General features: G+C 49.5%; 22 protein-coding genes and 2 pseudogenes. 14 read left to right on the top strand and 10 right to left on the bottom strand.

From position 1 onward, the window contains the following. Positions 1 to 73: 73 nt before the first annotated feature. The 7 genes from aroF to trpA all read left to right on the top strand — a co-directional run bounded on the left by aroF (position 74) and on the right by trpA (position 7904). Entirely contained in the window at positions 74 to 1087 is a 1014-nt protein-coding gene (gene aroF / locus BZG81_RS13090) for a 3-deoxy-7-phosphoheptulonate synthase (protein WP_077461176.1), read from the top strand. After that, positions 1084 to 2688, top strand: a complete 1605-nt coding sequence (locus BZG81_RS13085; protein WP_077677588.1) for an anthranilate synthase component 1 — start codon at positions 1084 to 1086, stop codon at positions 2686 to 2688. The genes aroF and BZG81_RS13085 overlap by 4 nt, the downstream gene beginning before the upstream one ends. Further along, complete coding sequence (locus BZG81_RS13080; RefSeq protein ID WP_077677587.1) at positions 2685 to 3308, top strand: aminodeoxychorismate/anthranilate synthase component II; 624 nt, start codon at positions 2685 to 2687, stop codon at positions 3306 to 3308. The genes BZG81_RS13085 and BZG81_RS13080 overlap by 4 nt, the downstream gene beginning before the upstream one ends. Before the next feature lie 101 nt (positions 3309 to 3409). Beyond that, positions 3410 to 4429 carry an anthranilate phosphoribosyltransferase gene (trpD, locus tag BZG81_RS13075; RefSeq protein WP_217706523.1) on the top strand — a complete coding sequence of 340 codons (1020 nt, stop codon included), beginning with the start codon at positions 3410 to 3412 and terminating at the stop codon, positions 4427 to 4429. Then, on the top strand, positions 4426 to 5814 hold the full coding sequence (trpCF, locus tag BZG81_RS13070; protein ID WP_077677586.1) for a bifunctional indole-3-glycerol-phosphate synthase TrpC/phosphoribosylanthranilate isomerase TrpF: 1389 nt from the start codon (positions 4426 to 4428) through the stop codon (positions 5812 to 5814). Before trpD ends, trpCF begins: the two co-directional genes overlap by 4 nt. 75 nt (positions 5815 to 5889) lie before the next feature. Further along, positions 5890 to 7080: a tryptophan synthase subunit beta gene (trpB, locus tag BZG81_RS13065; protein WP_077677585.1), complete on the top strand. Its 1191-nt coding sequence runs from the start codon at positions 5890 to 5892 to the stop codon at positions 7078 to 7080. Beyond that, entirely contained in the window at positions 7080 to 7904 is an 825-nt protein-coding gene (trpA, locus tag BZG81_RS13060; protein WP_077677584.1) for a tryptophan synthase subunit alpha, read from the top strand. The genes trpB and trpA overlap by 1 nt, the downstream gene beginning before the upstream one ends. 74 nt (positions 7905 to 7978) lie before the next feature. Here trpA and cls read toward each other — a convergent pair whose 3' ends face one another. Next, positions 7979 to 9439, bottom strand: coding sequence for a cardiolipin synthase (cls, locus tag BZG81_RS13055; RefSeq protein ID WP_077677583.1), 1461 nt, complete (start codon positions 9437 to 9439; stop codon positions 7979 to 7981). A 518-nt stretch (positions 9440 to 9957) separates the two neighbouring features. Here cls and BZG81_RS13050 point away from each other — a divergent pair. Further along, positions 9958 to 11301 (top strand): sodium-dependent transporter, encoded by a 1344-nt coding sequence (locus BZG81_RS13050; RefSeq protein ID WP_021024596.1) that lies wholly within the window; start codon positions 9958 to 9960, stop codon positions 11299 to 11301. 114 nt (positions 11302 to 11415) lie between these two features. Beyond that, positions 11416 to 11814 (top strand): acyl-CoA thioester hydrolase YciA, encoded by a 399-nt coding sequence (yciA, locus tag BZG81_RS13045; RefSeq protein ID WP_021024595.1) that lies wholly within the window; start codon positions 11416 to 11418, stop codon positions 11812 to 11814. A gap of 52 nt (positions 11815 to 11866) precedes the next feature. On the opposite strand, the gene BZG81_RS13040 is transcribed toward yciA, so the two are convergent. Next, entirely contained in the window at positions 11867 to 12154 is a 288-nt protein-coding gene (locus tag BZG81_RS13040; protein ID WP_021024594.1) for a YkgJ family cysteine cluster protein, read from the bottom strand. Positions 12155 to 12332: 178 nt separating this feature from the next. On the opposite strand from BZG81_RS13040, the gene BZG81_RS13035 reads away from it, so the two are divergent. After that, positions 12333 to 13097, top strand: a complete 765-nt coding sequence (locus BZG81_RS13035; RefSeq protein ID WP_077461025.1) for a hypothetical protein — start codon at positions 12333 to 12335, stop codon at positions 13095 to 13097. Between the two features lie 79 nt (positions 13098 to 13176). On the opposite strand, the gene BZG81_RS13030 is transcribed toward BZG81_RS13035, so the two are convergent. The 7 genes from BZG81_RS13030 to BZG81_RS12995 form a co-directional block, all read right to left on the bottom strand. Beyond that, a complete protein-coding gene (locus BZG81_RS13030) occupies positions 13177 to 13446 on the bottom strand; it encodes a Txe/YoeB family addiction module toxin (RefSeq protein WP_198533658.1) in 270 nt (89 codons plus the stop codon). After that, complete coding sequence (locus tag BZG81_RS13025; protein ID WP_077677582.1) at positions 13433 to 13693, bottom strand: type II toxin-antitoxin system Phd/YefM family antitoxin; 261 nt, start codon at positions 13691 to 13693, stop codon at positions 13433 to 13435. The genes BZG81_RS13030 and BZG81_RS13025 overlap by 14 nt, the downstream gene beginning before the upstream one ends. 158 nt (positions 13694 to 13851) lie before the next feature. Further along, complete coding sequence (locus BZG81_RS13020; RefSeq protein ID WP_077677581.1) at positions 13852 to 14349, bottom strand: ASCH domain-containing protein; 498 nt, start codon at positions 14347 to 14349, stop codon at positions 13852 to 13854. Positions 14350 to 14424: 75 nt separating this feature from the next. Further along, positions 14425 to 14811 carry a hypothetical protein gene (locus tag BZG81_RS13015; RefSeq protein ID WP_077461021.1) on the bottom strand — a complete coding sequence of 129 codons (387 nt, stop codon included), beginning with the start codon at positions 14809 to 14811 and terminating at the stop codon, positions 14425 to 14427. Positions 14812 to 14998: 187 nt separating this feature from the next. Then, on the bottom strand, positions 14999 to 15481 hold the full coding sequence (locus BZG81_RS13010) for a DUF1456 family protein (protein WP_021024588.1): 483 nt from the start codon (positions 15479 to 15481) through the stop codon (positions 14999 to 15001). A 651-nt stretch (positions 15482 to 16132) separates the two neighbouring features. After that, on the bottom strand, positions 16133 to 16561 hold the full coding sequence (locus BZG81_RS13000; RefSeq protein WP_198533659.1) for a GFA family protein: 429 nt from the start codon (positions 16559 to 16561) through the stop codon (positions 16133 to 16135). Between the two features lie 104 nt (positions 16562 to 16665). Continuing rightward, positions 16666 to 17199 carry a hypothetical protein gene (locus BZG81_RS12995; protein ID WP_077677579.1) on the bottom strand — a complete coding sequence of 178 codons (534 nt, stop codon included), beginning with the start codon at positions 17197 to 17199 and terminating at the stop codon, positions 16666 to 16668. Between the two features lie 21 nt (positions 17200 to 17220). On the opposite strand from BZG81_RS12995, the pseudogene BZG81_RS12990 reads away from it, so the two are divergent. The 4 genes and pseudogenes from BZG81_RS12990 to BZG81_RS15515 all read left to right on the top strand — a co-directional run. Further along, positions 17221 to 17517 (top strand): annotated as a pseudogene (locus BZG81_RS12990) (transposase); the annotation flags it as partial. A gap of 84 nt (positions 17518 to 17601) precedes the next feature. Next, positions 17602 to 17844 carry a type II toxin-antitoxin system ParD family antitoxin gene (locus tag BZG81_RS12985; protein WP_077677578.1) on the top strand — a complete coding sequence of 81 codons (243 nt, stop codon included), beginning with the start codon at positions 17602 to 17604 and terminating at the stop codon, positions 17842 to 17844. Then, on the top strand, positions 17841 to 18140 hold the full coding sequence (locus BZG81_RS12980) for a type II toxin-antitoxin system RelE/ParE family toxin (protein WP_077577371.1): 300 nt from the start codon (positions 17841 to 17843) through the stop codon (positions 18138 to 18140). Before BZG81_RS12985 ends, BZG81_RS12980 begins: the two co-directional genes overlap by 4 nt. A gap of 188 nt (positions 18141 to 18328) precedes the next feature. After that, positions 18329 to 18628: pseudogene (locus BZG81_RS15515) on the top strand (transposase); the annotation flags it as partial. Positions 18629 to 18877: 249 nt separating this feature from the next. Here the strand turns inward: BZG81_RS15515 and BZG81_RS12970 are convergent. Continuing rightward, positions 18878 to 19330 (bottom strand): hypothetical protein, encoded by a 453-nt coding sequence (locus BZG81_RS12970; protein ID WP_077677576.1) that lies wholly within the window; start codon positions 19328 to 19330, stop codon positions 18878 to 18880. Positions 19331 to 19580 lie beyond the last annotated feature (250 nt).

Genomic DNA, 19580 nt, shown 5'->3' with positions numbered 1-19580 from the left:
TTTAGCCACTAAGCATTTGGCCACTAAGCATTCAGCCACGGTAATCCACAACCATAGTTTAAAAGGATATTTGATGATTATTGTACTTAAACCCCAAGCCACTGAGCAGGACGCCAAAGGGCTACTCAACCAAATCGAGCAGTGCGGATTAAAACCACTTTACATGCCAGGGGTTGAGCGCATTGTACTCGGCGCGTTGGGCGATGAACGCGTTTTGCAACAATGCCACTTTGAGGCCAACCCGCTGGTTGAAGAAGTGAAACCGATTTTAACCAAGTACAAACGCGTCAGCCGTGATGTGCAGCCGCACGATAGCGTAGTAAATATCGGCAATGTGCCTGTCGGTGGACAAGACTTTGTGGTCATGGCAGGCCCTTGCTCGGTGGAGTCGGAACCTCAATTGCTTTCCGTGGCAGAGCGAGTTAAAACCCACGGCGCTCGCGTGTTACGTGGCGGTGCCTTTAAGCCGCGCACCAGCCCTTATGATTTTCAAGGCATGGGAATAGAAGGGCTTAAGCTGCTAAAAAAAGCCAGTGAGCTCACCGGCATGCCAACCGTGTCAGAAGTGATGGAAATCAGCCAAGTCGATGCCGTGTGTGAATACATTGATTGCTTGCAAATTGGCGCACGTAATATGCAAAACTATGGCTTACTCAAAGCAGTGGGAGAAACTGGCAAACCGGTCTTGTTAAAACGCGGCCTTTCCGCCACTATCGAAGAATGTTTGCTGGCAGCGGAATATATTGTCGATGCGGGCAACCCTAATGTGATTTTGTGTGAGCGCGGCATTCGCACTTACGAAACCGCCACAAGAAACACCTTGGATTTAAACGCGGTGGCCTTTATGAAACAACGCAGCCACCTGCCAGTACTGGTCGACCCAAGCCATGGAACGGGTGTGCGAGAGCTCGTCACGCCGCTATCACGCGCGGCTGCAGCCGTCGGCGCAGATGGCATTATTGTGGAAAGCCATCTGAATCCAAGCGAGGCGTTGTCAGACGGTCACCAAGCATTGACCGGCGATATGTTCGCGCAGCTAATGCAAGAATTAACCCCCTTTGTTCAAGCGGCAGGGAGAAAGCTGTGAACACCCATCACCTCCAATACGGCGAGCTCGATACGCTCCAACTGTCGGTGCCTTATGTGGCCGATCCGACCGAGCTGTATGCCGCCGTGTGCCAAGATAAACCCTTTAGCATGTTGCTGGAGTCAGCTGAAATTGACTCAAAGCGCAACGTGAAAAGCCTGATGCTCGTTGACGCCGCGGTACGGATTGAATGCCGGGCACAAACCGTGACCTTGCAAGCGCTGACCCATAATGGCGCCCATTTGCTCGACAGCATCAGGCAAAGTGCGGCGCTACAAGCGTTACCCTGTGAGGCAGAAAGCACTGAGCGTAACAATCAGCCGGCACTGACACTGACATTCCGCCATCCTAACGACAATGGTGCCCTGCTGGATGAAGACGCCCGTCTGCGCCAAGCGTCGGTGTTTGATGCGCTGCGCGTCGTTAAACAAAGCGTCGCGTTGGAGAACCGGCCTGACGATGCGCTGTTTATCGGCGGCTTATTTGCCTATGACTTAGTCGCCAGTACCGAAACACTGTCCAGCGTAGACGGCACCGAGAGCTGTCCGGATTATCTCTTTTATGTCGCCGAGAGCTTACTGGTGATTGATCACCAACACCGACAAGCACGCTTACAAGGCACCTTGTTTGGTGGCGATAATGCAAGTGCCCACTACGTGGATTTATCGCGCCGCTTGCAACGCATCAAAGAAGCCTGCTTATCGCCTGCGCCACTTCCCGACGCGCCCGTGATGACTGAACACTCAGTCGCAGTTTCAGTCTCCGATTCAAACTTTTGTCAGCAAGTTGAAGCGCTAAAAAAACACGTGATCGCCGGAGATGTGTTTCAAGTGGTGCCCTCGCGCCGTTTTACTCTCGCGTGCCCGTCGCCGCTCAATGCCTATCGCGCGCTGAAACACGGCAATCCTAGCCCATATATGTTTTATCTGCGCGATAGCGAATTCAGCTTATTTGGTGCCTCACCAGAGAGCGCACTCAAATATACCCAAACGACCAATCAAGTCGAAATTTACCCTATTGCCGGTACTCGTCGACGCGGAAAAACGGCCCAAGGCAGCATTGATCATGACTTAGATAGCCGAATTGAACTTGAGCTGCGTAATGATGAAAAAGAAAATGCTGAGCACATGATGCTGGTCGATTTGGCCCGTAACGATGTTGCACGCATTAGCACGCCCGGCAGCCGCCACGTGGCCGATTTGCTCAAAGTGGACCGCTACAGCCACGTCATGCACTTAGTCTCTCGGGTGGTGGGTCAACTTAAACCCGATCTTGACGCGCTGCATGCCTACCAAGCCTGTATGAACATGGGCACGCTCACCGGTGCACCGAAACTTAGAGCGATGCAACTGATCCGTGATACCGAGCATTGCCGCCGCGGTAGCTATGGCGGTGCGGTGGGGTATTTTACCGGTTCAGGCGACATGGACACCTGCATCGTGATCCGCTCAGCGTATGTTGAAAACGGCATCGCCACCGTACAAGCCGGCGCAGGCGTGGTGTTTGATTCTGACCCACAAGCGGAAGCGGACGAAACCCGCGGCAAGGCGCAAGCCGTGATCCATGCGATTCAAGCTGCTCACCAAGGAGGCCAACCATGAGCACCCCGAAAATGGACATTGTCTTGCTCGATAACATGGACTCCTTTACCTATAACTTAGTGGATCAATTTCGCGCATTGGGTTACCCGGTCACGGTGTTCCGGCACCATTTAGATGCTGATGCCATTGTCAGCCACATTCGTGCCCTGCCCCAGCCGCTACTGGTGCTCTCGCCTGGCCCCGGAGCACCCGCCGATGCCGGCTGCATGCCCGCATTGATTGAGGCGCTGCGCGGCCAAGTACCTATGCTGGGGATTTGTCTGGGCCAGCAAGCCATCGTTGAAGCCTACGGCGGCACAGTGGCAGGCGCCGGCACCATTATGCACGGCAAAGCCTCGGCCATGCACCACCAGCAACATGCGGTGTTTGGTCCACTTGCCTCACCATTAACCGTCGCCCGTTACCACTCACTGGTTGCCACTGATGTCCCTGCCAACTTGGATGTCATCGCCACAACCTTTGATGGCAAAGATCAGAAAGTGATGGCCGTGGTTAACAACACCGACTATGTAGTCGGTTATCAATTCCACCCCGAATCGATTTTAACCGCGCAAGGGGCGGCGCTACTCACCCACACCATTGATTGGGCGAGTGAATTTTACCAAGGCAATCGTGATTAATAGCTAAACAAACCAATAAATAAAGAAACGAATAGAGATACAACACGTACAGCACCAATAAGTACGGACGTCAGGACAGACACATCGAGGTAAATGCAGTGATGGATCAAGCAACCGTGGATCACCTACTAGAAGCGCTCTACCAACAGCAGTCGCTCAGCCAAACGCGCAGTGAACAACTATTTAGCGCCATTATTCAAGGCGAGCTCGAGCCTGCTCAATTAGCCGCCGCGTTAACCGCATTGAAGATTAAAGGGGAAACCCCCGAAGAAATCGCCGGCGCCGCGAAGGCACTCACCGATAACGCCGAGCCTTTTCCACGTCCCAGCTATCCGTTTGCCGATATCGTCGGCACGGGTGGCGATGGCGCGAACACCATTAATATTTCGACCACTGCCGCATTTGTGGCCGCTGCCTGTGGCGTGAAAGTCGCCAAGCACGGCAATCGCGGGGTCTCAAGCAAATCCGGCTCGTCGGATCTACTCGCCGCGTTTGGGATTGATTTGGCCATGCCTGCCGAGCAAGCGCGTGCGGCACTGGATACACTTGGCGTGTGCTTTTTATTCGCCCCGCAATACCACACCGGTGTGCGCCATGCGATGCCCGTGCGCCAAGCCATGAAAACACGCACCATCTTTAACCTGCTTGGGCCGTTAATCAATCCAGCCAAGCCCAGTATTGAGCTGATGGGCGTGTACGACCAAGCACTGGTGGCGCCAATTGCGCAAACCATGCAAAACCTCAACATGACGCGCGCGGCCGTGGTTCACGGTGACGGCCTGGATGAAGTGGCGATCCATGGCCCTACGACGGTGGCAGAAATCACGCCAACACAGATTGAGCATTACACCCTAACCCCCAGCGACTTTGGTGTATCCCAATACCCGCTGGACAGCATTGCCGGGGGCACGCCCGAGCAAAACCGCGAGATGATCCGCGCGATTTTGCAAGGTAAAGGCACAGATGCCCAGCAAGCGGCGGTAGCGGTCAATGTCGCCCTATTGCTACGCTTATTCGGACAAGAAGATTTGAAAGCAAATACCCAACAGGCCTTGGACGTGATGGCGTCGGGCAAGCCTTACACCATCATGCAAGCGTTAGCACAAAGGAGCGCAGTATGACCACGTCAGCCCTCAACGACACCATTTTAGGCCGCATTGTCGATGACAAAAAACGCTGGATCGCCGCCCGCAAAAAAGCCCAGCCGTTAGAAAGCTTTGTCGACCAACTGACGCCGAGCGATCGTGATTTTCGTGCTGCGTTAGCCGCACCGGGCTCGCAGTTTATCTTGGAGTGCAAAAAAGCCTCGCCCTCGAAAGGGGTGATTCGAGACGATTTTGATCCAGCAGCCATTGCGCAAGCATACAAGCCATTCGCTACGGCGATTTCGGTACTCACCGATGAAGACTACTTTCAGGGCAGTTTTGATTTTCTCCCCATCGTGCGTGACCAAGTTGATGCTCCGGTGCTGTGTAAAGACTTTATTATCGACCCGTATCAGGTTTACCTCGCGCGTCATTATCAAGCCGATGCGATCTTGTTGATGCTGTCAGTGCTCGACGACGCCGAATACCGTGAGCTAGCCGATTTAGCCGAGTCTTTAAAACTGGGGGTGCTCACCGAAGTGAGTACCGAAGACGAGCTGGCGCGGGCCAATGCCTTAGGGGCGGTGGTGATTGGCATTAACAACCGTAATTTGCGCGATTTAAGTATTGATCGCGATCGCACCAAACGCTTAGCACCACAAGTGGGGGAAAAAGCGATCGTGATTTCAGAAAGTGGCATTCATAGCCACCGCCATGTGCGCGACCTCGCCGATTACGCCGACGGCTTTTTGATTGGCAGTGCCTTAATGGCAGAACCCGATCTCACGCTTGCGCTACGTAAAGTGATCTTGGGCGATAACAAAGTGTGCGGGTTAACCTCAGCCGATGATGCCCTCGCCGCCTATGACGCGGGCGCGGTTTATGGCGGGCTCATTTTTGTTGAACACTCGCCGCGCGCGGTAACCCCAGCCGTGGCCGAACGTATACAGCAAGGCGCGCCACTTCGCTATGTGGGCGTGTTCCAAAACCACGCAATAGAGACTGTCGCAGCGCATGCCCATCAGCTCAACCTACACGCGGTGCAATTACATGGCGATGAAGATGCTGCGTACTTACAAGCACTGCGCGAAAGGCTTCCGACCCACTGTGAAATGTGGAAAGCGCACGGTGTGTCTGATGTCGCCCCAGCGTTAGACGGCATCGACGCAGACCGCCATCTCATCGACAGCCGAGTCGGTCAGCAATCTGGCGGCACCGGCAAAACCTTTGATTGGCACCTGATCCCAAAAGCGGCCAAAGACAAAGTGATGATCGCGGGTGGCTTGACGCCCGACAATGCCGCAAAGGCCGCTGCACAAGGCTGCTTAGGGCTCGATTTTAACTCCGGCGTCGAACATGCGCCCGGAGTGAAAGACGCCCACAAGCTTAACGCGGCGTTTCGTGCCCTACGCCGTTATTAATTGTCCAGAGATGAGTGATTACGCCGGGGTGAACGACGCACCTCGGCACCAAATTAAAGACGTAAAAGGATTATTATGAGCAAGCTTAACCCCTATTTTGGTGAATTTGGCGGCCAGTACGTGCCACAAATTTTGGTGCCTGCGCTCGATCAACTCGAGCAAGCGTTTATTGATGCGCAAGAAGATCCCACCTTTAAAGACGACTATATTCGTCTATTGCAAGAATACGCGGGACGCCCCACCGCACTGACGTTATGCCGTAATCTTACCAAGGGCACCAAGACTAAACTCTATCTCAAACGTGAAGATTTACTCCACGGTGGCGCGCACAAAACCAACCAAGTGCTTGGCCAAGCGATGCTCGCTCAGCGCATGGGCAAATCAGAAATTATTGCCGAAACCGGCGCCGGACAACACGGCGTGGCGACCGCACTCGCATGTGCGCTGTTGGGGCTAAAATGCCGCATTTATATGGGTGCCAAGGATGTTGAACGTCAAAGCCCCAATGTGTTTCGTATGAAGCTGATGGGCGCAACGGTGATCCCCGTGCACGCGGGCTCTTCGACCCTCARAGATGCCTGTAACGAGGCGATGCGCGACTGGTCTGCCAACTATGATACCGCGCACTACTTGCTCGGCACCGCGGCCGGCCCTCACCCTTTCCCGACCATTGTGCGCGAGTTTCAACGCATTATTGGTGAAGAAACCCGCGAACAAATCCTGCGCGCAGAAGGCCGCTTGCCCGATGCGGTGATCGCCTGTGTCGGCGGCGGCTCAAACGCCATTGGCATGTTTGCGGACTTTATTGAAGACAAAGACGTGCGCTTAATTGGCGTGGAACCGGCCGGTAAAGGACTCGATACCGATCAGCACGGCGCCCCCTTAAAACACGGTAAGCCCGGGATTTTCTTTGGGATGAAATCGCCATTAATGCAAGATGAATATGGCCAAGTAGAGGAGTCGTATTCCGTGTCTGCGGGGTTAGATTTCCCGTCCGTGGGACCTCAACATGCCCACCTAAACGCCATTGGTCGTGCTGAATACCCGGCGGCCACGGATGACGAGGCGCTGGAAGCCTTTCAATCACTGGCGCGTAATGAGGGGATCATTCCCGCATTAGAAACCGCCCACGCCCTGGCACACGCGCAAAAAATGATCGCCGCCGACCCCAATAAAGAGCAGGTACTGGTGGTTAATTTATCGGGCCGAGGCGACAAAGATATTTTTTCGGTTTATGAGATTTTAGAAGGCAAAGGAGAGCTGTAATGGTGGCACCATCAACGCGATACTCATCAATGTTTGCAAACTTGGATGCCAAACAGCAAGGCGCCTTTGTTCCCTTTGTGACCTTGGGGGATCCGAATCCTGAGCAATCGCTCGCCGTGGTCGATGCCTTGATTGAAGGTGGCGCGGATGCCCTAGAGCTCGGCATGCCATTTTCCGATCCGCTCGCTGATGGGCCGACCATTCAAGACGCCACCATCCGAGCGCGGGCAGCCGGCACTACACCCGATACCTGTTTTGACATGTTAGCGACCATTCGTGCCAAGCACCCCACGATTCCCATTGGGTTATTAATGTACGCCAACTTAGTCTATGCACGGGGTATCGAAACATTTTACACCCGCTGCGCTGAGGTTGGCGTCGACTCGGTGCTTATCGCCGATGCCCCGATTACTGAATCTGCCCCCTTTCGTGATCACGCCCTAGCGCACGGTATCGATCCGATTTTTATCGCCCCACCCAATGCGGACGATAAAACCCTCGCCAAAGTGGCCGAGCTGGGTCGTGGCTATACCTATTTGGTATCGCGCGCCGGGGTAACTGGTGCGGAAGCCAAAGCCGGCACACCGGTCGAGCACTTGCTAGGTACCCTACTTCATCATCAAGCACCGCGCCCGCTACTTGGGTTTGGTATTTCAACCCCTGAGCAAGTCAAGGCAGCCATTGTGGCCGGAGCCGCCGGTGCAATATCAGGCTCAGCGGTGGTGAAAATTATTGAAACCCATCAGCACGACGTGCCGACTATGCTCAACGCGCTTACTGAGTTTGTCCGAGCCATGAAAGCGGCAACAGCACACGCCTCGTAGCTTTCAGTCGCTTGTCGTCATCAGTACCGATAGCAAAAAGCCCACCAGGCAAGTCGTGCCATGGTGGGTTTTTTTTACAACAGCGGACTAAACATATAAAAAAACTGCTCGATAGGTTTGAGGTAAACCGGCCTCTGTTGCCAGCTCTCAAGGTTTACGCGCGAAGACTGAGCCAGATAATCCTGATGTAATTGGTTAATAGCAGCACAAAATTCAGGGTCATCGACAGTCAAAGTCAATTCAAAGTTTAACCATAGGCTGCGCATATCAAGGTTTACCGTTCCCACTAAGCAGTACTGCTCATCGACAAGCACTGACTTGGTATGCAATAAGCCACCGCTGAAGCGATAGATGTTTATCCCCGCTGACATCAAGTCCTCAAAAAATGAGCGACTCGCCCACTCCACCATCAGCGAATCATTTTTTTCCGGCACAATGATCGTCACTTTCACACCGCGTTGCGCCGCGGTTTGCAGGCTGACCATCAGGCCTTCACTGGGGACCAAATAAGGCGTGGTAATCGTAATACTGGTTTCCGCTTGGTGGATGGCCAAGGTGAGCACTTGTTGGATCATTCCTTCAGGCAACCCAGGCCCTGACGGAATCGCTTGTACGGCATGATTGGCATGTTGATGATCTTCTATCATCAAGCATTCGGGCGCACTGGGCAGGTCACGAATGCCGGTTTCAACTTCCCAGTCCCAGGCAAATACGCTGCTAAGCACCGATACCGTCGGCCCCGACACGCGAACCATCACATCGACCCACTGACCAACACCCGCATTTTGCTTGAAAAATCGTGGATCGACCATATTCATCGAGCCGGTATAAGCCAGTTGGTTATCGATAATAACCACTTTACGATGCTGGCGAATATCGAGGCGACGAAAGAACATCCTGAACGGGTTCACCGCCAGTGCTTCTATCAGCTCAACCCCGGCCTCGCGCATCGCATGAGGCCATTTACTACGGAAAAAAGCTTTGCTCCCTGCAGAATCCAACATGATCCGCACTGGAATGCCCTGTTTTGCTTTATCGCACGCCGCCTGCGCCACCTCATCAGCGTGCCCGCCCGGGTGCCAGATATAAAACACCATATCCACACTTTTTTGCGCCTGACGAATGTCGAGTGCCACAGATTTAAGGATCTCTGCCGGTTCCGTTTTTAGCGCCAATTGATTGCCCGTGAGCTCAGGGACACCAATTCGAGCATGACAGAGCCGGTTCACATGGTGGGACTGCTCATTAATATGATGGGGACGGTGCGCGGGACACGCTTGTAAACTTAACAGCCACTGACGATAAGGCTCAAACATCGCTTTCGCCCGCACGGCTCGGGTTTTCCCCAAGTTCAATTCTCCAAAAAGCAGGTACGCAATCACCCCCACAATCGGCAAAATATAGATAATCATCAGCCAAGCAATCGACACGCCCAGTGCGCGTCGCTTGAATACCACGCGTATCGTTACACCCGCAATTGTTAACCAGTACAGTAACAACAACAGTACGGTAAGGATTTCGTAGACTTTTTCCATGCCCAAGTGCACACCTTGATAGTCATTAATAAAGGGTTAACCCGCTAGCTCTTCCATTCTGCCTAGGTTATGAGCGGGTGCAAGCAACGTCTTGTCTTTAGGTTACGACACAATCAGACTCGACAGTGAGTTAACGCACATCATTGGCGCTTATCTTAGCGCAGTCAGTCATATTATTGTGACAACTCACCGCAATGTTACTAGATTGTTAAATCAGTGATTGCAGCAGAGAAAGTCACTGTGATACTCACTATAGGTAGCGAATCGCGCTTATCACTGTCGAAGAAGTCATCACGAGCAGGAAGAATATGGGGAAATTATGCTTATTTTAGGCATTACATACGGCAAGATCTTCAAATTCTACGCATAAACTGTTTTACTTACGAGTCTTTGAGCTGGGAATCACTCATCCAAGTTCGTAATAAAAAGTTTACACCTTTGACAGTTTCATCAACGACGACATCCTGAGGTGTCGTTAAAAAAAATCAATTAATTATCGCAAACGATAACGAGTAGGTATGGCAAACACACAACGCGCACAATTTTCATCCCGCATTGGGTTTATTTTGGCGGCAGCAGGCTCAGCCATTGGGCTAGGCAACATTTGGGGATTCCCTACCCAAACCGCCTCTAACGGCGGCGCCGTTTTTCTATTCATTTATCTGCTAATGGTTTTTATCCTAGCGTACCCTCTTTTAATAGCAGAACTCACTATTGGTCGTTACGGTAATGCCAACCCTGTTCGCTCTTTGTCGTCGGTTGCCGGCGGACACAAGTGGTTGGGCCGCCTGCTCGGCTTAGTCGGTATGCTGGGAGCGACGGGTATTCTGAGCTTCTATGCCATTGTCGCTGGCTGGCTGGTCGGGTTTATGGTCTCGCCTTTACTCACCGCATTGGGCTTTACCGAAACAGCAACCTGGTTAGAATCATTTAGCGATACCCGAAATCTGGTATTGATGCTGTGTTTTATGGTGCCGACCATCCTGGTTGTGCGCAATGGCATTGCTAACGGTATTGAACGTTGGTCATCCCGCCTTATGCCCGTCCTGTTTTTGTTGTTCGTGGTCATGGTGGTGTACATTTTGTTCCAACCGGGTGCGATCGATGGTTTAAAAATGTACCTGATCCCCGATATGTCACACCTGTCACCTAGCCTGGTTGTGAGTGCCATGGGGCAAGCCTTCTTCTCGTTATCGCTCGGTGTCTGCGTGATGATGGTCTACGGCTCTTACTTATCCAAATCTGCCAGCATTCCTAAAACGGCCGCGCAAGTTGCGCTACTCGATACGGGCATTGCCTTTACCGCGGGGCTACTGATCATGCCCGCCATGTTTGTGGCACAGCACAATGGGGTGGCGATATACAGCGAAGCGGGCGAATTGCTGAGCAGCGACACCCTGGTATTTAGCGTATTACCGGCCATGTTTGACACCATGGGCTCGGCTGGCTTATTCATCGGTTTTGCCTTCTTCCTGCTCATGGTGATTGCGGCACTCACCTCGGCGATTTCCATGCTTGAAGTGCCTGTCGCCTGTGCGACCGAAGAGCTGAAACAATCACGAGAAAAAGCGGTCTGGTGGATAGGAGGCCTGATCACCGCCGCCTCGGCCATCATCGTCTACAACTTTGGCGAGCTGTTTGGCTTGGTCGTCACCGTGACCACCGAATACGCACAGCCAATTCTCGGTCTACTGTTTGCGCTTGTCGCCGGTTGGCTATGGCACCGCAACGAAATATTAAAAGAGTTGGTGCAAGGCAGTCCTGAACTGGGCGACACCTGGTTCTGGAAAATTTGGCCCGGCTATGTGCGCGTTATTTGCCCCATTTTAATGCTGTTGGTCTTCGGCTGGGATTGGGTTTAACGCTTATCGGACCAATAAAAACTTGCCCGAATGCTGTGTTAGCGGTCACAATTCTTATCTTGTACTGTAAAAAAGGGGCGCATTGCCCCTTTTCAATAAGATGTGAAGAGAGCCATGTCTGACAATAAAAACAACTGCCCACGCGGCCAACTGCTACTTCGTACATTAGCGATGCCTGCGGACACTAACGCCAATGGTGATATTTTTGGTGGCTGGATTATGTCTCAGCTCGATCTGGCCGGCGCCATTTTGGCGAAAGAAATCTCAGGCGGTCGCGTTGTGACTGTCTCAGTCAATGACATTACCTTTAAATCACCGGTGAGCGTCGGCGATGTGGTCTGCTGCTACGGTACCTGCCAACGTATCGGCAATACGTCGATAACCATTGAACTCGAGGTATGGGTTAAGCCCGTCAGCCATGATGAAATTGGTGATCGTAATAAGGTCAGTCATGCAACATTTAACTATGTTGCCATTGATGAGAACGGCCGCCCTCGCGCGATCAAAAAATAAAAAAGAGGGCCTGTTTACTCAACAGGCCCTCTTTTTTCACGGTGAATCGTAGTTACATGTTTTTACGCTCATCGATGCATTCATCTGAGCCCATTTCAAACTCTCGACAAATCCAAGGCCGATTTTCATAAATCGTGCACATAAACGTGTCTCGATCAACCGCCGAGCACCAACCATCGTCAAGCCGTTTCATTACCTCTCCGCCCCAAGCATCGATTTCAATATGCTCTCTGGGTACACCGGTATCGGTAATCAGCATCACCTCTAAGCGACAGCAACACGCTTTACACGTCGCGCAGGTAACATCGGAGGTTGGCACGTTTGTTACTTCAATAGTCATAAACAGCTACATGTGACTGGATTACTGGCATCCTACGCTAAATTGACCGTGTTGACGAACCAAGGCCCTAAGATAGAAGGGAGTTTAAGATAGAAAGGAGTTTATGTGTTTGACTCACTGAATTGCTACACTTGGGATCACAACGCATTCGATTCCCATATCTACACTAGGAGCTTCTATGCCAGCTCGCCCCGACTTTCTCGACAACCTCTCTCCCCATCACGGCAAAGTCGTCCCTGGCGTACTGAGCCAAGAGACACAAACGGCTCTCGCTGCCAAACTCGACGCCATGCCCAATGGACAAACGTGGTATGCCGACATCTACAAAAAAGCGATCTATGGACCCATGGTATTCCGCGACCCAGATCTCAACATCGCCGACACCATTGAGGCGCTGCTGCCAGACTATCGTATTTTGGCTGACTTATATTTGGAGAAAACGCCTGAGGATCAAGGCTTTCCTTTTCATACCGATTTTGACTCGATTGGCTTTATGGAGCGGCCAGAGGATATGCTCACGGTATGGATCCCGCTGACGCCTGTGAAAGAAGTCGGCTCAGGGCAGTTATCTATTGTGATGGAAGAAGGCGCAGTGCGTCTTTCGCTGATTCGCGAAGCCAACCAATTACACTCACTGGTGCGCATTGCCGACCCGTCGGTGCCCGAGCACCCACCGTTTCAAATCACCCAGCAAGAGTATGATTATATGGAGAAAGGCAAAGTGACCCCTGCGTTAGATGCAGGTGATGCGCTGCTGTTTTGTAATGCTTTTTTCCATAAATCAGAGGACGTGCACCACGGCAAACGCGCGGCCTACATCATGCGCTTGGTGCCCAAAGATGCCAAGTTCAGCAAAACGCGCCTGCTGGCACTAAGAAAGCTCGGTCAGAACCTGGCGGTGGTCGACGAATTACTGAAAACACACTATCCGGAGGCATTATAAGGCGTGACTTTTATTGAGAGTGGTGAACATGACGCCTCGTACCTTTATTGTGCCATTGTGCACCGCAGGCGCTAGGTGACTAATAGTGATACCGGCAAGATAGGATCGTAATAGACGTATCATCCACGGCGTAAACCAGCCGATTGGTATCATCAATACGCCGCGACCAAAAGCCTGTCAGATTCTCTTTTAGTGCTTCGGGCTTACCTATCCCCTCGAATGGCGTTCGTTTTACATCGAGGATGAGCTTGTTGATTCGCTTGAGTGTTTTTCTATCCTGACTTTGCCAGTATACGTAGTCACGCCACGCATCATGCGTCCAGCAAAGTAAGCGACTACTCATCGTCATCGACTAACGTGTGCTCCATCGCTTTACCCATCTTGTACTGAGTAATAGAGCGATTTAGGTGCTCAGCATTGGCGGGCGAGCGCAACAGATGGACGGTTTCCATAAGGCTGTTGTAGTAGTCAAGCGACATCACCACCGCGTCTTCCGCATCACGTCGGGTAATGATAGCGGTATCAGCGTCATCAACCACCCCATCTAATACCGTTTTGAGGCTATTTCTCGCTTCAGTAAACGAAATAATTTTCATCGGATCACTCCTATTCGTACAACATCGAAGTATAGAGCAACAAACTAGACATGTACAACTTAAGGAACATGTCTAGTGGTTATTCGCTTAACACAATCGCCTAAAACGGCCGCGCGCCAAGTGTTCGGGTTGGATGGATGTTTGACCGACTTGTTTTATCATGCGCTTACCTGCTCAGTTTCATGGTTATCAAACGGATAGACTTTCTCAAAGCGCTCTAACACCAAAGGGGATTGGGTTGTAAACGGCACGCCGAGTGTTCGCCCTTCCTGCTCAAAAAACGTAAGATGTGCCTGCCGCCACCACGCATAGCTCTTGTCGCCTTCACCTTCCGCTGCGGCAAATTCAGCAGTCACTTGATCAAACGGGCACTCGCTCACTTCAGTTACTTTAATAATACAAACCGGCTGCTGCGCCCAGTTAAGCACCACAGTTAAACGGCCCACTTGTGGGTAGGGTTCGTTTTCTATCTCATAGCAGGCTTTTAAGCTGCACGATGCGCGTTTAATGCCTTGATCAATCAAACGAGCGCATTCATTGGCGTTGTATTCATCCGCGCAAAAGTACTCGGCAATGGTTTCAGGCACGGCCTGACGTTCTTCGTCACTTAAAGTGGCAAGGTAGGCGTTTAAGTATTCCTGTTGTTCTGTATTCATTATCATCCTTGATCTTTCTACCTAATTCGCGGTTTGGCACGTTGCGCGAGTTATCAACAAAGTAGTCTTAGCCGTTTAATTCGCACGTTTGTTTCTTTTACATTGCCAGCTATCGTAGTCATCGCCGATTTGCATACGTGATGCTGACAATGCCTCAACGTCGTACTGAAATCGTCGTGTGCCATTCCATGCCGGTGTAATGTATACGGTTTCAATATCGGAGATATAATCTTGACTGAAGCTGTCTTTGCTCTGAAACTCAAACGGATTGTAAACCAACTTAATTGTCTCGTTGATTAACTCCCATTCACCTGTCGCATCATATAAAAAGTGCGCATTCTTTTCGCCAAGAAAATATTCAACACGTCCTTGTAGTGAGAACGCGTTGTTATCTTTTAATGTCCATTGCTCTTTGTAGACTTTATCACCTTGCATGGTAAACGAGCATGTCCACTGCCCCATTAGGTTCTGCTTTTTAATGGGGAGCTCTGCAGCCACAGTACTAAAACATGGCAGCATTACTGTGAATGTTAAAAAGAGAACACAGTTACTTTTCACACAAACATTCCTTTTATACGTGTTTCTGGTAAATAGTCATCCTCATGCTGCTAGGCACGCAGATGAGGAAGCTATTTGACAGTGTTATCGCTTATTCTACATCGAATTGGTCACTACTTGGACGTAACTGACGCTGGAGGCCTGATAAGAAGTTTCGCAGCACTTGGTCTTTGCACTCTTTATAGTGCTTATTATCCGGTTTACGGAAAAAGGCACTGAGCTCATGCTTACTTAATCGAAAATCGGCAAGCTGCAGAATATCTAAAATATCGTCTGCTTTTAAGTTCAAAGCAATGCGTAATTTTTGAAAAACGATATTATTACTTAGCCTTTGCTCTGGCTTAGGCTGCTCACCGTCTCGTTTACCACGTTTAAGATTGATAAAGCCATTCAGAAATATCGCTAGTTCTGTATCGCTAAGTTTAACAAAATATTCATCGTCTTCTTTTTTCAGCCAGCGACTGACTTGATCATTGGTCACTGTATAATCGGCTAAAGCGAAGATCTCAGTTGTTACATTATCTTTTAAATCAAATGTATAGCGTACACGGCGTAAAATGTCATTATTGGTCAAAATAGTTCCTAGTCTTAGGTAAATCCAGTGCTATCAACGTGAAAACTGGAAGACATGGATCATATCAGGTTTACTCTCTATTCCCTATCAATTGTGTTCATTTAAGGCAAAGTCATCACTTCAGGCTTGACTGAGCCTCATCGTCCTTCTTCGATAGCAGGCGATCCAAACTGCGTAATAAATCGCATTAAAAGAATGAACCTGCACCGTTGGTAATATGACGGTGATCGTAAGTTCAATGCTCAGAGACGGCGTAATGTGAGATAAAAACCTCGCCAAAAACGAGTGATTGACGACGTACTAAAAAAACATAGATCAACAGCCTAATTAGCAGGCGTCGAAATGGTAATAGTAAGGTTGCTTTTGCTGAGTAAGTTCTCGTTCTAACTTCTCACCACAATATGGACAGCACTGAATCTCCCGATGTCAGGATAGTTGTTCAGATCTGGCCCATTGAGGCGACCTCTGAGCAGCATTCGACACGATGTTATCCTTCATGCGGGGAGCGGATCATGGTCTGCGTGGGCGTGACAGCCTATCTACCCACTTCTTGGTCGGATCTTTTTCCTTTCCGACACCAGCCGGATCGTAACCTGCTTCTTGAGCTTCTTGGCGTATGGATTCTTAACGGACTCAGAAAAATCGTAATGATCACGCATGTCTATATCCTTCATAAGTCGTTCGTTCTCGTTTGTCCGCTGGATGATTAACCCCATCATTTGTTACAACATCACCTAAATCAAATGGATTTACCCCGTTTAAGCAACCCACATTAAAACCATACTCACTTGGATCTGAACGCCTTTGGTGATGTGTATAAATACCGCAGTTTGAGCAGAAGTAATGCTTTGCTGTATTCGTATTGAATTGATAAAGTTTTAAATGCTCTTTACCTTTCAAAATACGAATGCCATCCAATTTTACTGAGGCTACTATTGCTCCTTTACGACGGCATATCGAGCAATCACAACGCCTAGGCTTTTCGATGCCCTGTGGCAAGTGCAGCTCAAACTCGACTGAACCACAATGACATTGAGCTTTGTGAAACTCTTGAATTACTGTGCTTCCAACTTCCTTGATCATCCGTAACTTCCTAGTTTTCTAACGCTTGCAGCATGCGCACCCTTGGAATGGAGCCAAAGGCGCAATTTAAAGGTCAAAGGGCGCCGCCGTGCTTGGCCGTGTTATGTGTTTAGATCCCTACAGTACAGGACATATTTTTCGAAATCATTCCGGCTGTAGGCGCCCTCTGCGAGCGTCAAAGGTTCACCATTTAGGAAGCGCTTGTGATGGATATACGGCTCTAACGAATCCCAGGCCTTTATAAAAGCAGGACCCCACATTTTTGAAAAATGCTCTCGACTAATAAGCCCTGACATAGCCATATAGGATAATCGTTGCATCACAATACTGACACGATACGCTGCATCAACGGTTTCTTTAGACCAAGCGACCTCATGGTCTTCGCTCCCTAGCTCTCCGTTTAAATAGTCGCCTGCATTATGAAGCAATGATAGGTCTGACTTGATCTTTGACATTTCATCCATTGCCCAAAGCAGCAGGGTACTATCCCTATTTTTTACTTCCTCTTTAATGGTGCGGTAAGCAAAAATTACCGACACGAGTAAGAAAAAATTGATGAGAAGCATCAGGATTGATGTAATTGCTGAAACACCAGACCAATCCAGCGGGTTTAATGCTACCTTAACCGATTCCATCTAACCTCCAAGCTAGAAATACACATAACTAACAAACAAGCGGCGTCACTCATTGGTGTTGCACCCGTGACAAAAGAAAGTGGACGGTATAAAAGCAAACGAGTGATCCAAGGTGGTCGTGCTCAAGTTCGTACCGTGTTGTATATGGCGATGATGTCTGCGATGCAATGTAATCCTGTTTCTAAAGCCACGTATACCCGATTAGTCGCCGCTAAAAATCCGAAAAAAGTCGCCATTATTGCCTGTGTGCGCAAGATGGTCGTGATCTTAAATTCGATGCTCACAGACATAAAAATCTCGCTAAAATTTAGTGCTTGACGACATACTGGTTTGTTGTGCGCCACTTGCGATCAACTCAAATTAATACCATAATTAGGTACTATTTGGTATTAGGAGATTGCAATGGCTAAAAATACTAGCATCACTCTCGGCGAACACTTTGATAGCTTCATCAGTAACCAAATCCAAAGTGGACGCTATGGCTCAGCAAGTGAAGTAATTCGTTCCGCTCTACGTTTACTCGAAACACAAGAAACGAAAATAAACACTTTACGACAACTACTCGTTGAAGGTGAAGAAAGTGGTATGGCTGATTATGACCTCGATTCGTTTATCAGTGTACTAGATAGCGAAGAGAGAAAATGAAACCATTTCAACTAACCAACAAGGCAAAGTCTGATTTAAAAGACATTGCCTTGTTTACCTCCCGCAGGTGGGGCCGCGAGCAACGTAATATTTACCTCAAACAATTCGATGAATCATTTTGGCTACTCGCTGAAAATCCTGATATTGGTAAAACTTGTGATGAAATCAGAGATGGCTACCGAAAATTTCCACAAGGAAGCCATGTTATTTTTTATCAACAAATTGGTAGCCAAAACATCCAGATCATCAGAATCTTGCATAAGAGTATAGATGTGAACCCAATCTTTGGCGTATAACGCCTATGTTTCTTCCTACTCTGCCAATCAGCAGTAGACAGGAGAAACACCATGACCCCTCTACAACAACGCCACTTCGATGCTCTTTATCAACAGCACCTCGACAACTTAACGCTTCAAGGCAAACCAACACAGTACAATGGCTAGAAAGGCAAACCACCAAGTTGTTGCCAACCACGTATTTTATGGTGACCTTCCGGTACACCGACAGCCAGACAAATCAATCGGCGACCCGCTCGTTGCCTACCAATCAGTTCCTGATGTTAATACTTCAGCATGTCTTACCCAAAGGGCTACAACGCGTGCGTGACTATGGCTTATTGCATGGCAGCGCCAAACACAAGCGATACCATATTCAACGTATGTTGCTTCACATGGCACACCATACCTTGCCCGTTGAGGCGGCCCCTGAGCAGCATACGACACGATGTTGTCCTACATGCGGGGAGCGGCTCATGGTCTGCGTCGGCGTGACACGACCGAGGTAGCCGAAAGGCGAACAGAATAAGGAGAATGGCGTTCACTTAAACACAGGAGAGCAAACCGACAAAATCGACATCGTTAACGTAACGTATTGATGTGATGTCTTATCTGCTCACTTCTTGGCTGCGCTCGCGCTGAAAAAAGTGCCAGGCGCAGCGCCCACCTATGCGCATTCGAGCTATTTACTTAATAAAGCAACGGGCTTGTTCAACACCCAAATAAAGTGTCGGCTGCGCGACACTTATTCTTATTTGTTATACGATTTTTTGCCTCAATTCTGAAAGGCTAATCGTATCTTTACCTACCTGAACTTGAAGAGCATCTAGTTGATATTTGAGATCAGCAACATTGAATCCAATTGAAAACTTGTTATCTGGAAGCTTACGATGAGAAACATTAAACTTATTAAGAAGAGCGGTCATATCCGACTGGCTTGCAAGTTTAGCAATTACTACCCCCCTTAGTACATATATATCTCCTTCTTCACCCTCAACTTCACCACAATGTACAATATCTAATACTTTATATATTGTGCTTACTTTTCTGCTACTTGTAACCACACAGGCTAAATCTCCTGTTTTGATATTCTTCCAATCAGAATTGTTGGGGTTGTTAATCTGGGTAAGAGACAAATCAAAGATTACATTTTCGTAATTGGAGAATATCTTTTTATATTTTCGGTCGTGGATATTATTGAATATGAACATCGATGTCTCCGTATAAAAATTGTATAACGCTGCGTTCACCGGCTCGTCCGGTGCAACGCTTTGTATGGATAATCTCACTCGTATTTGGGTAAAGTGAGACCCAGGCTTTAGCTGCAACTAAAGCTTTCTAATGTGCAGTTCGATTGAACGCTGGCTCCTCTGTCGAGAGACCGATAACAAACATGAACGCACCTTAGAACTCCAAGCACCAAACTCGAATACTCGACTGGGTCTCGAACCCGTATTACGC

The sequence above is a fragment of the Salinivibrio sp. MA607 genome (assembly GCF_001996245.1).
Lineage (GTDB): Bacteria > Pseudomonadota > Gammaproteobacteria > Enterobacterales > Vibrionaceae > Salinivibrio > Salinivibrio costicola.
The sequence above is the reverse complement of the archived record's forward strand: the minus strand, read 5'-3'. Positions and strand labels throughout refer to the sequence as shown.

What these genes read in the sequence shown, in the direction of transcription:
- BZG81_RS12970 (WP_077677576.1), bottom strand. Translation starts at nt 19,330, where the DNA reads ATGTTCATATTCAATAATATCCACGACCGAAAATATAAAAAGATATTC.
- BZG81_RS12995 (WP_077677579.1), bottom strand. Translation starts at nt 17,199, where the DNA reads ATGGAATCGGTTAAGGTAGCATTAAACCCGCTGGATTGGTCTGGTGTT.
- trpA (WP_077677584.1), top strand. Translation starts at nt 7,080, where the DNA reads ATGGTGGCACCATCAACGCGATACTCATCAATGTTTGCAAACTTGGAT.
- BZG81_RS13015 (WP_077461021.1), bottom strand. Translation starts at nt 14,811, where the DNA reads ATGGGGCAGTGGACATGCTCGTTTACCATGCAAGGTGATAAAGTCTAC.
- BZG81_RS12980 (WP_077577371.1), top strand. Translation starts at nt 17,841, where the DNA reads ATGAAACCATTTCAACTAACCAACAAGGCAAAGTCTGATTTAAAAGAC.
- aroF (WP_077461176.1), top strand. Translation starts at nt 74, where the DNA reads ATGATTATTGTACTTAAACCCCAAGCCACTGAGCAGGACGCCAAAGGG.
- BZG81_RS13080 (WP_077677587.1), top strand. Translation starts at nt 2,685, where the DNA reads ATGAGCACCCCGAAAATGGACATTGTCTTGCTCGATAACATGGACTCC.
- BZG81_RS13025 (WP_077677582.1), bottom strand. Translation starts at nt 13,693, where the DNA reads ATGAAAATTATTTCGTTTACTGAAGCGAGAAATAGCCTCAAAACGGTA.
- BZG81_RS12985 (WP_077677578.1), top strand. Translation starts at nt 17,602, where the DNA reads ATGGCTAAAAATACTAGCATCACTCTCGGCGAACACTTTGATAGCTTC.
- BZG81_RS13050 (WP_021024596.1), top strand. Translation starts at nt 9,958, where the DNA reads ATGGCAAACACACAACGCGCACAATTTTCATCCCGCATTGGGTTTATT.
- trpCF (WP_077677586.1), top strand. Translation starts at nt 4,426, where the DNA reads ATGACCACGTCAGCCCTCAACGACACCATTTTAGGCCGCATTGTCGAT.
- trpD (WP_217706523.1), top strand. Translation starts at nt 3,410, where the DNA reads ATGGATCAAGCAACCGTGGATCACCTACTAGAAGCGCTCTACCAACAG.
- BZG81_RS13030 (WP_198533658.1), bottom strand. Translation starts at nt 13,446, where the DNA reads ATGACGATGAGTAGTCGCTTACTTTGCTGGACGCATGATGCGTGGCGT.
- BZG81_RS13020 (WP_077677581.1), bottom strand. Translation starts at nt 14,349, where the DNA reads ATGAATACAGAACAACAGGAATACTTAAACGCCTACCTTGCCACTTTA.
- BZG81_RS13035 (WP_077461025.1), top strand. Translation starts at nt 12,333, where the DNA reads ATGCCAGCTCGCCCCGACTTTCTCGACAACCTCTCTCCCCATCACGGC.
- BZG81_RS13040 (WP_021024594.1), bottom strand. Translation starts at nt 12,154, where the DNA reads ATGACTATTGAAGTAACAAACGTGCCAACCTCCGATGTTACCTGCGCG.
- yciA (WP_021024595.1), top strand. Translation starts at nt 11,416, where the DNA reads ATGTCTGACAATAAAAACAACTGCCCACGCGGCCAACTGCTACTTCGT.
- cls (WP_077677583.1), bottom strand. Translation starts at nt 9,439, where the DNA reads ATGGAAAAAGTCTACGAAATCCTTACCGTACTGTTGTTGTTACTGTAC.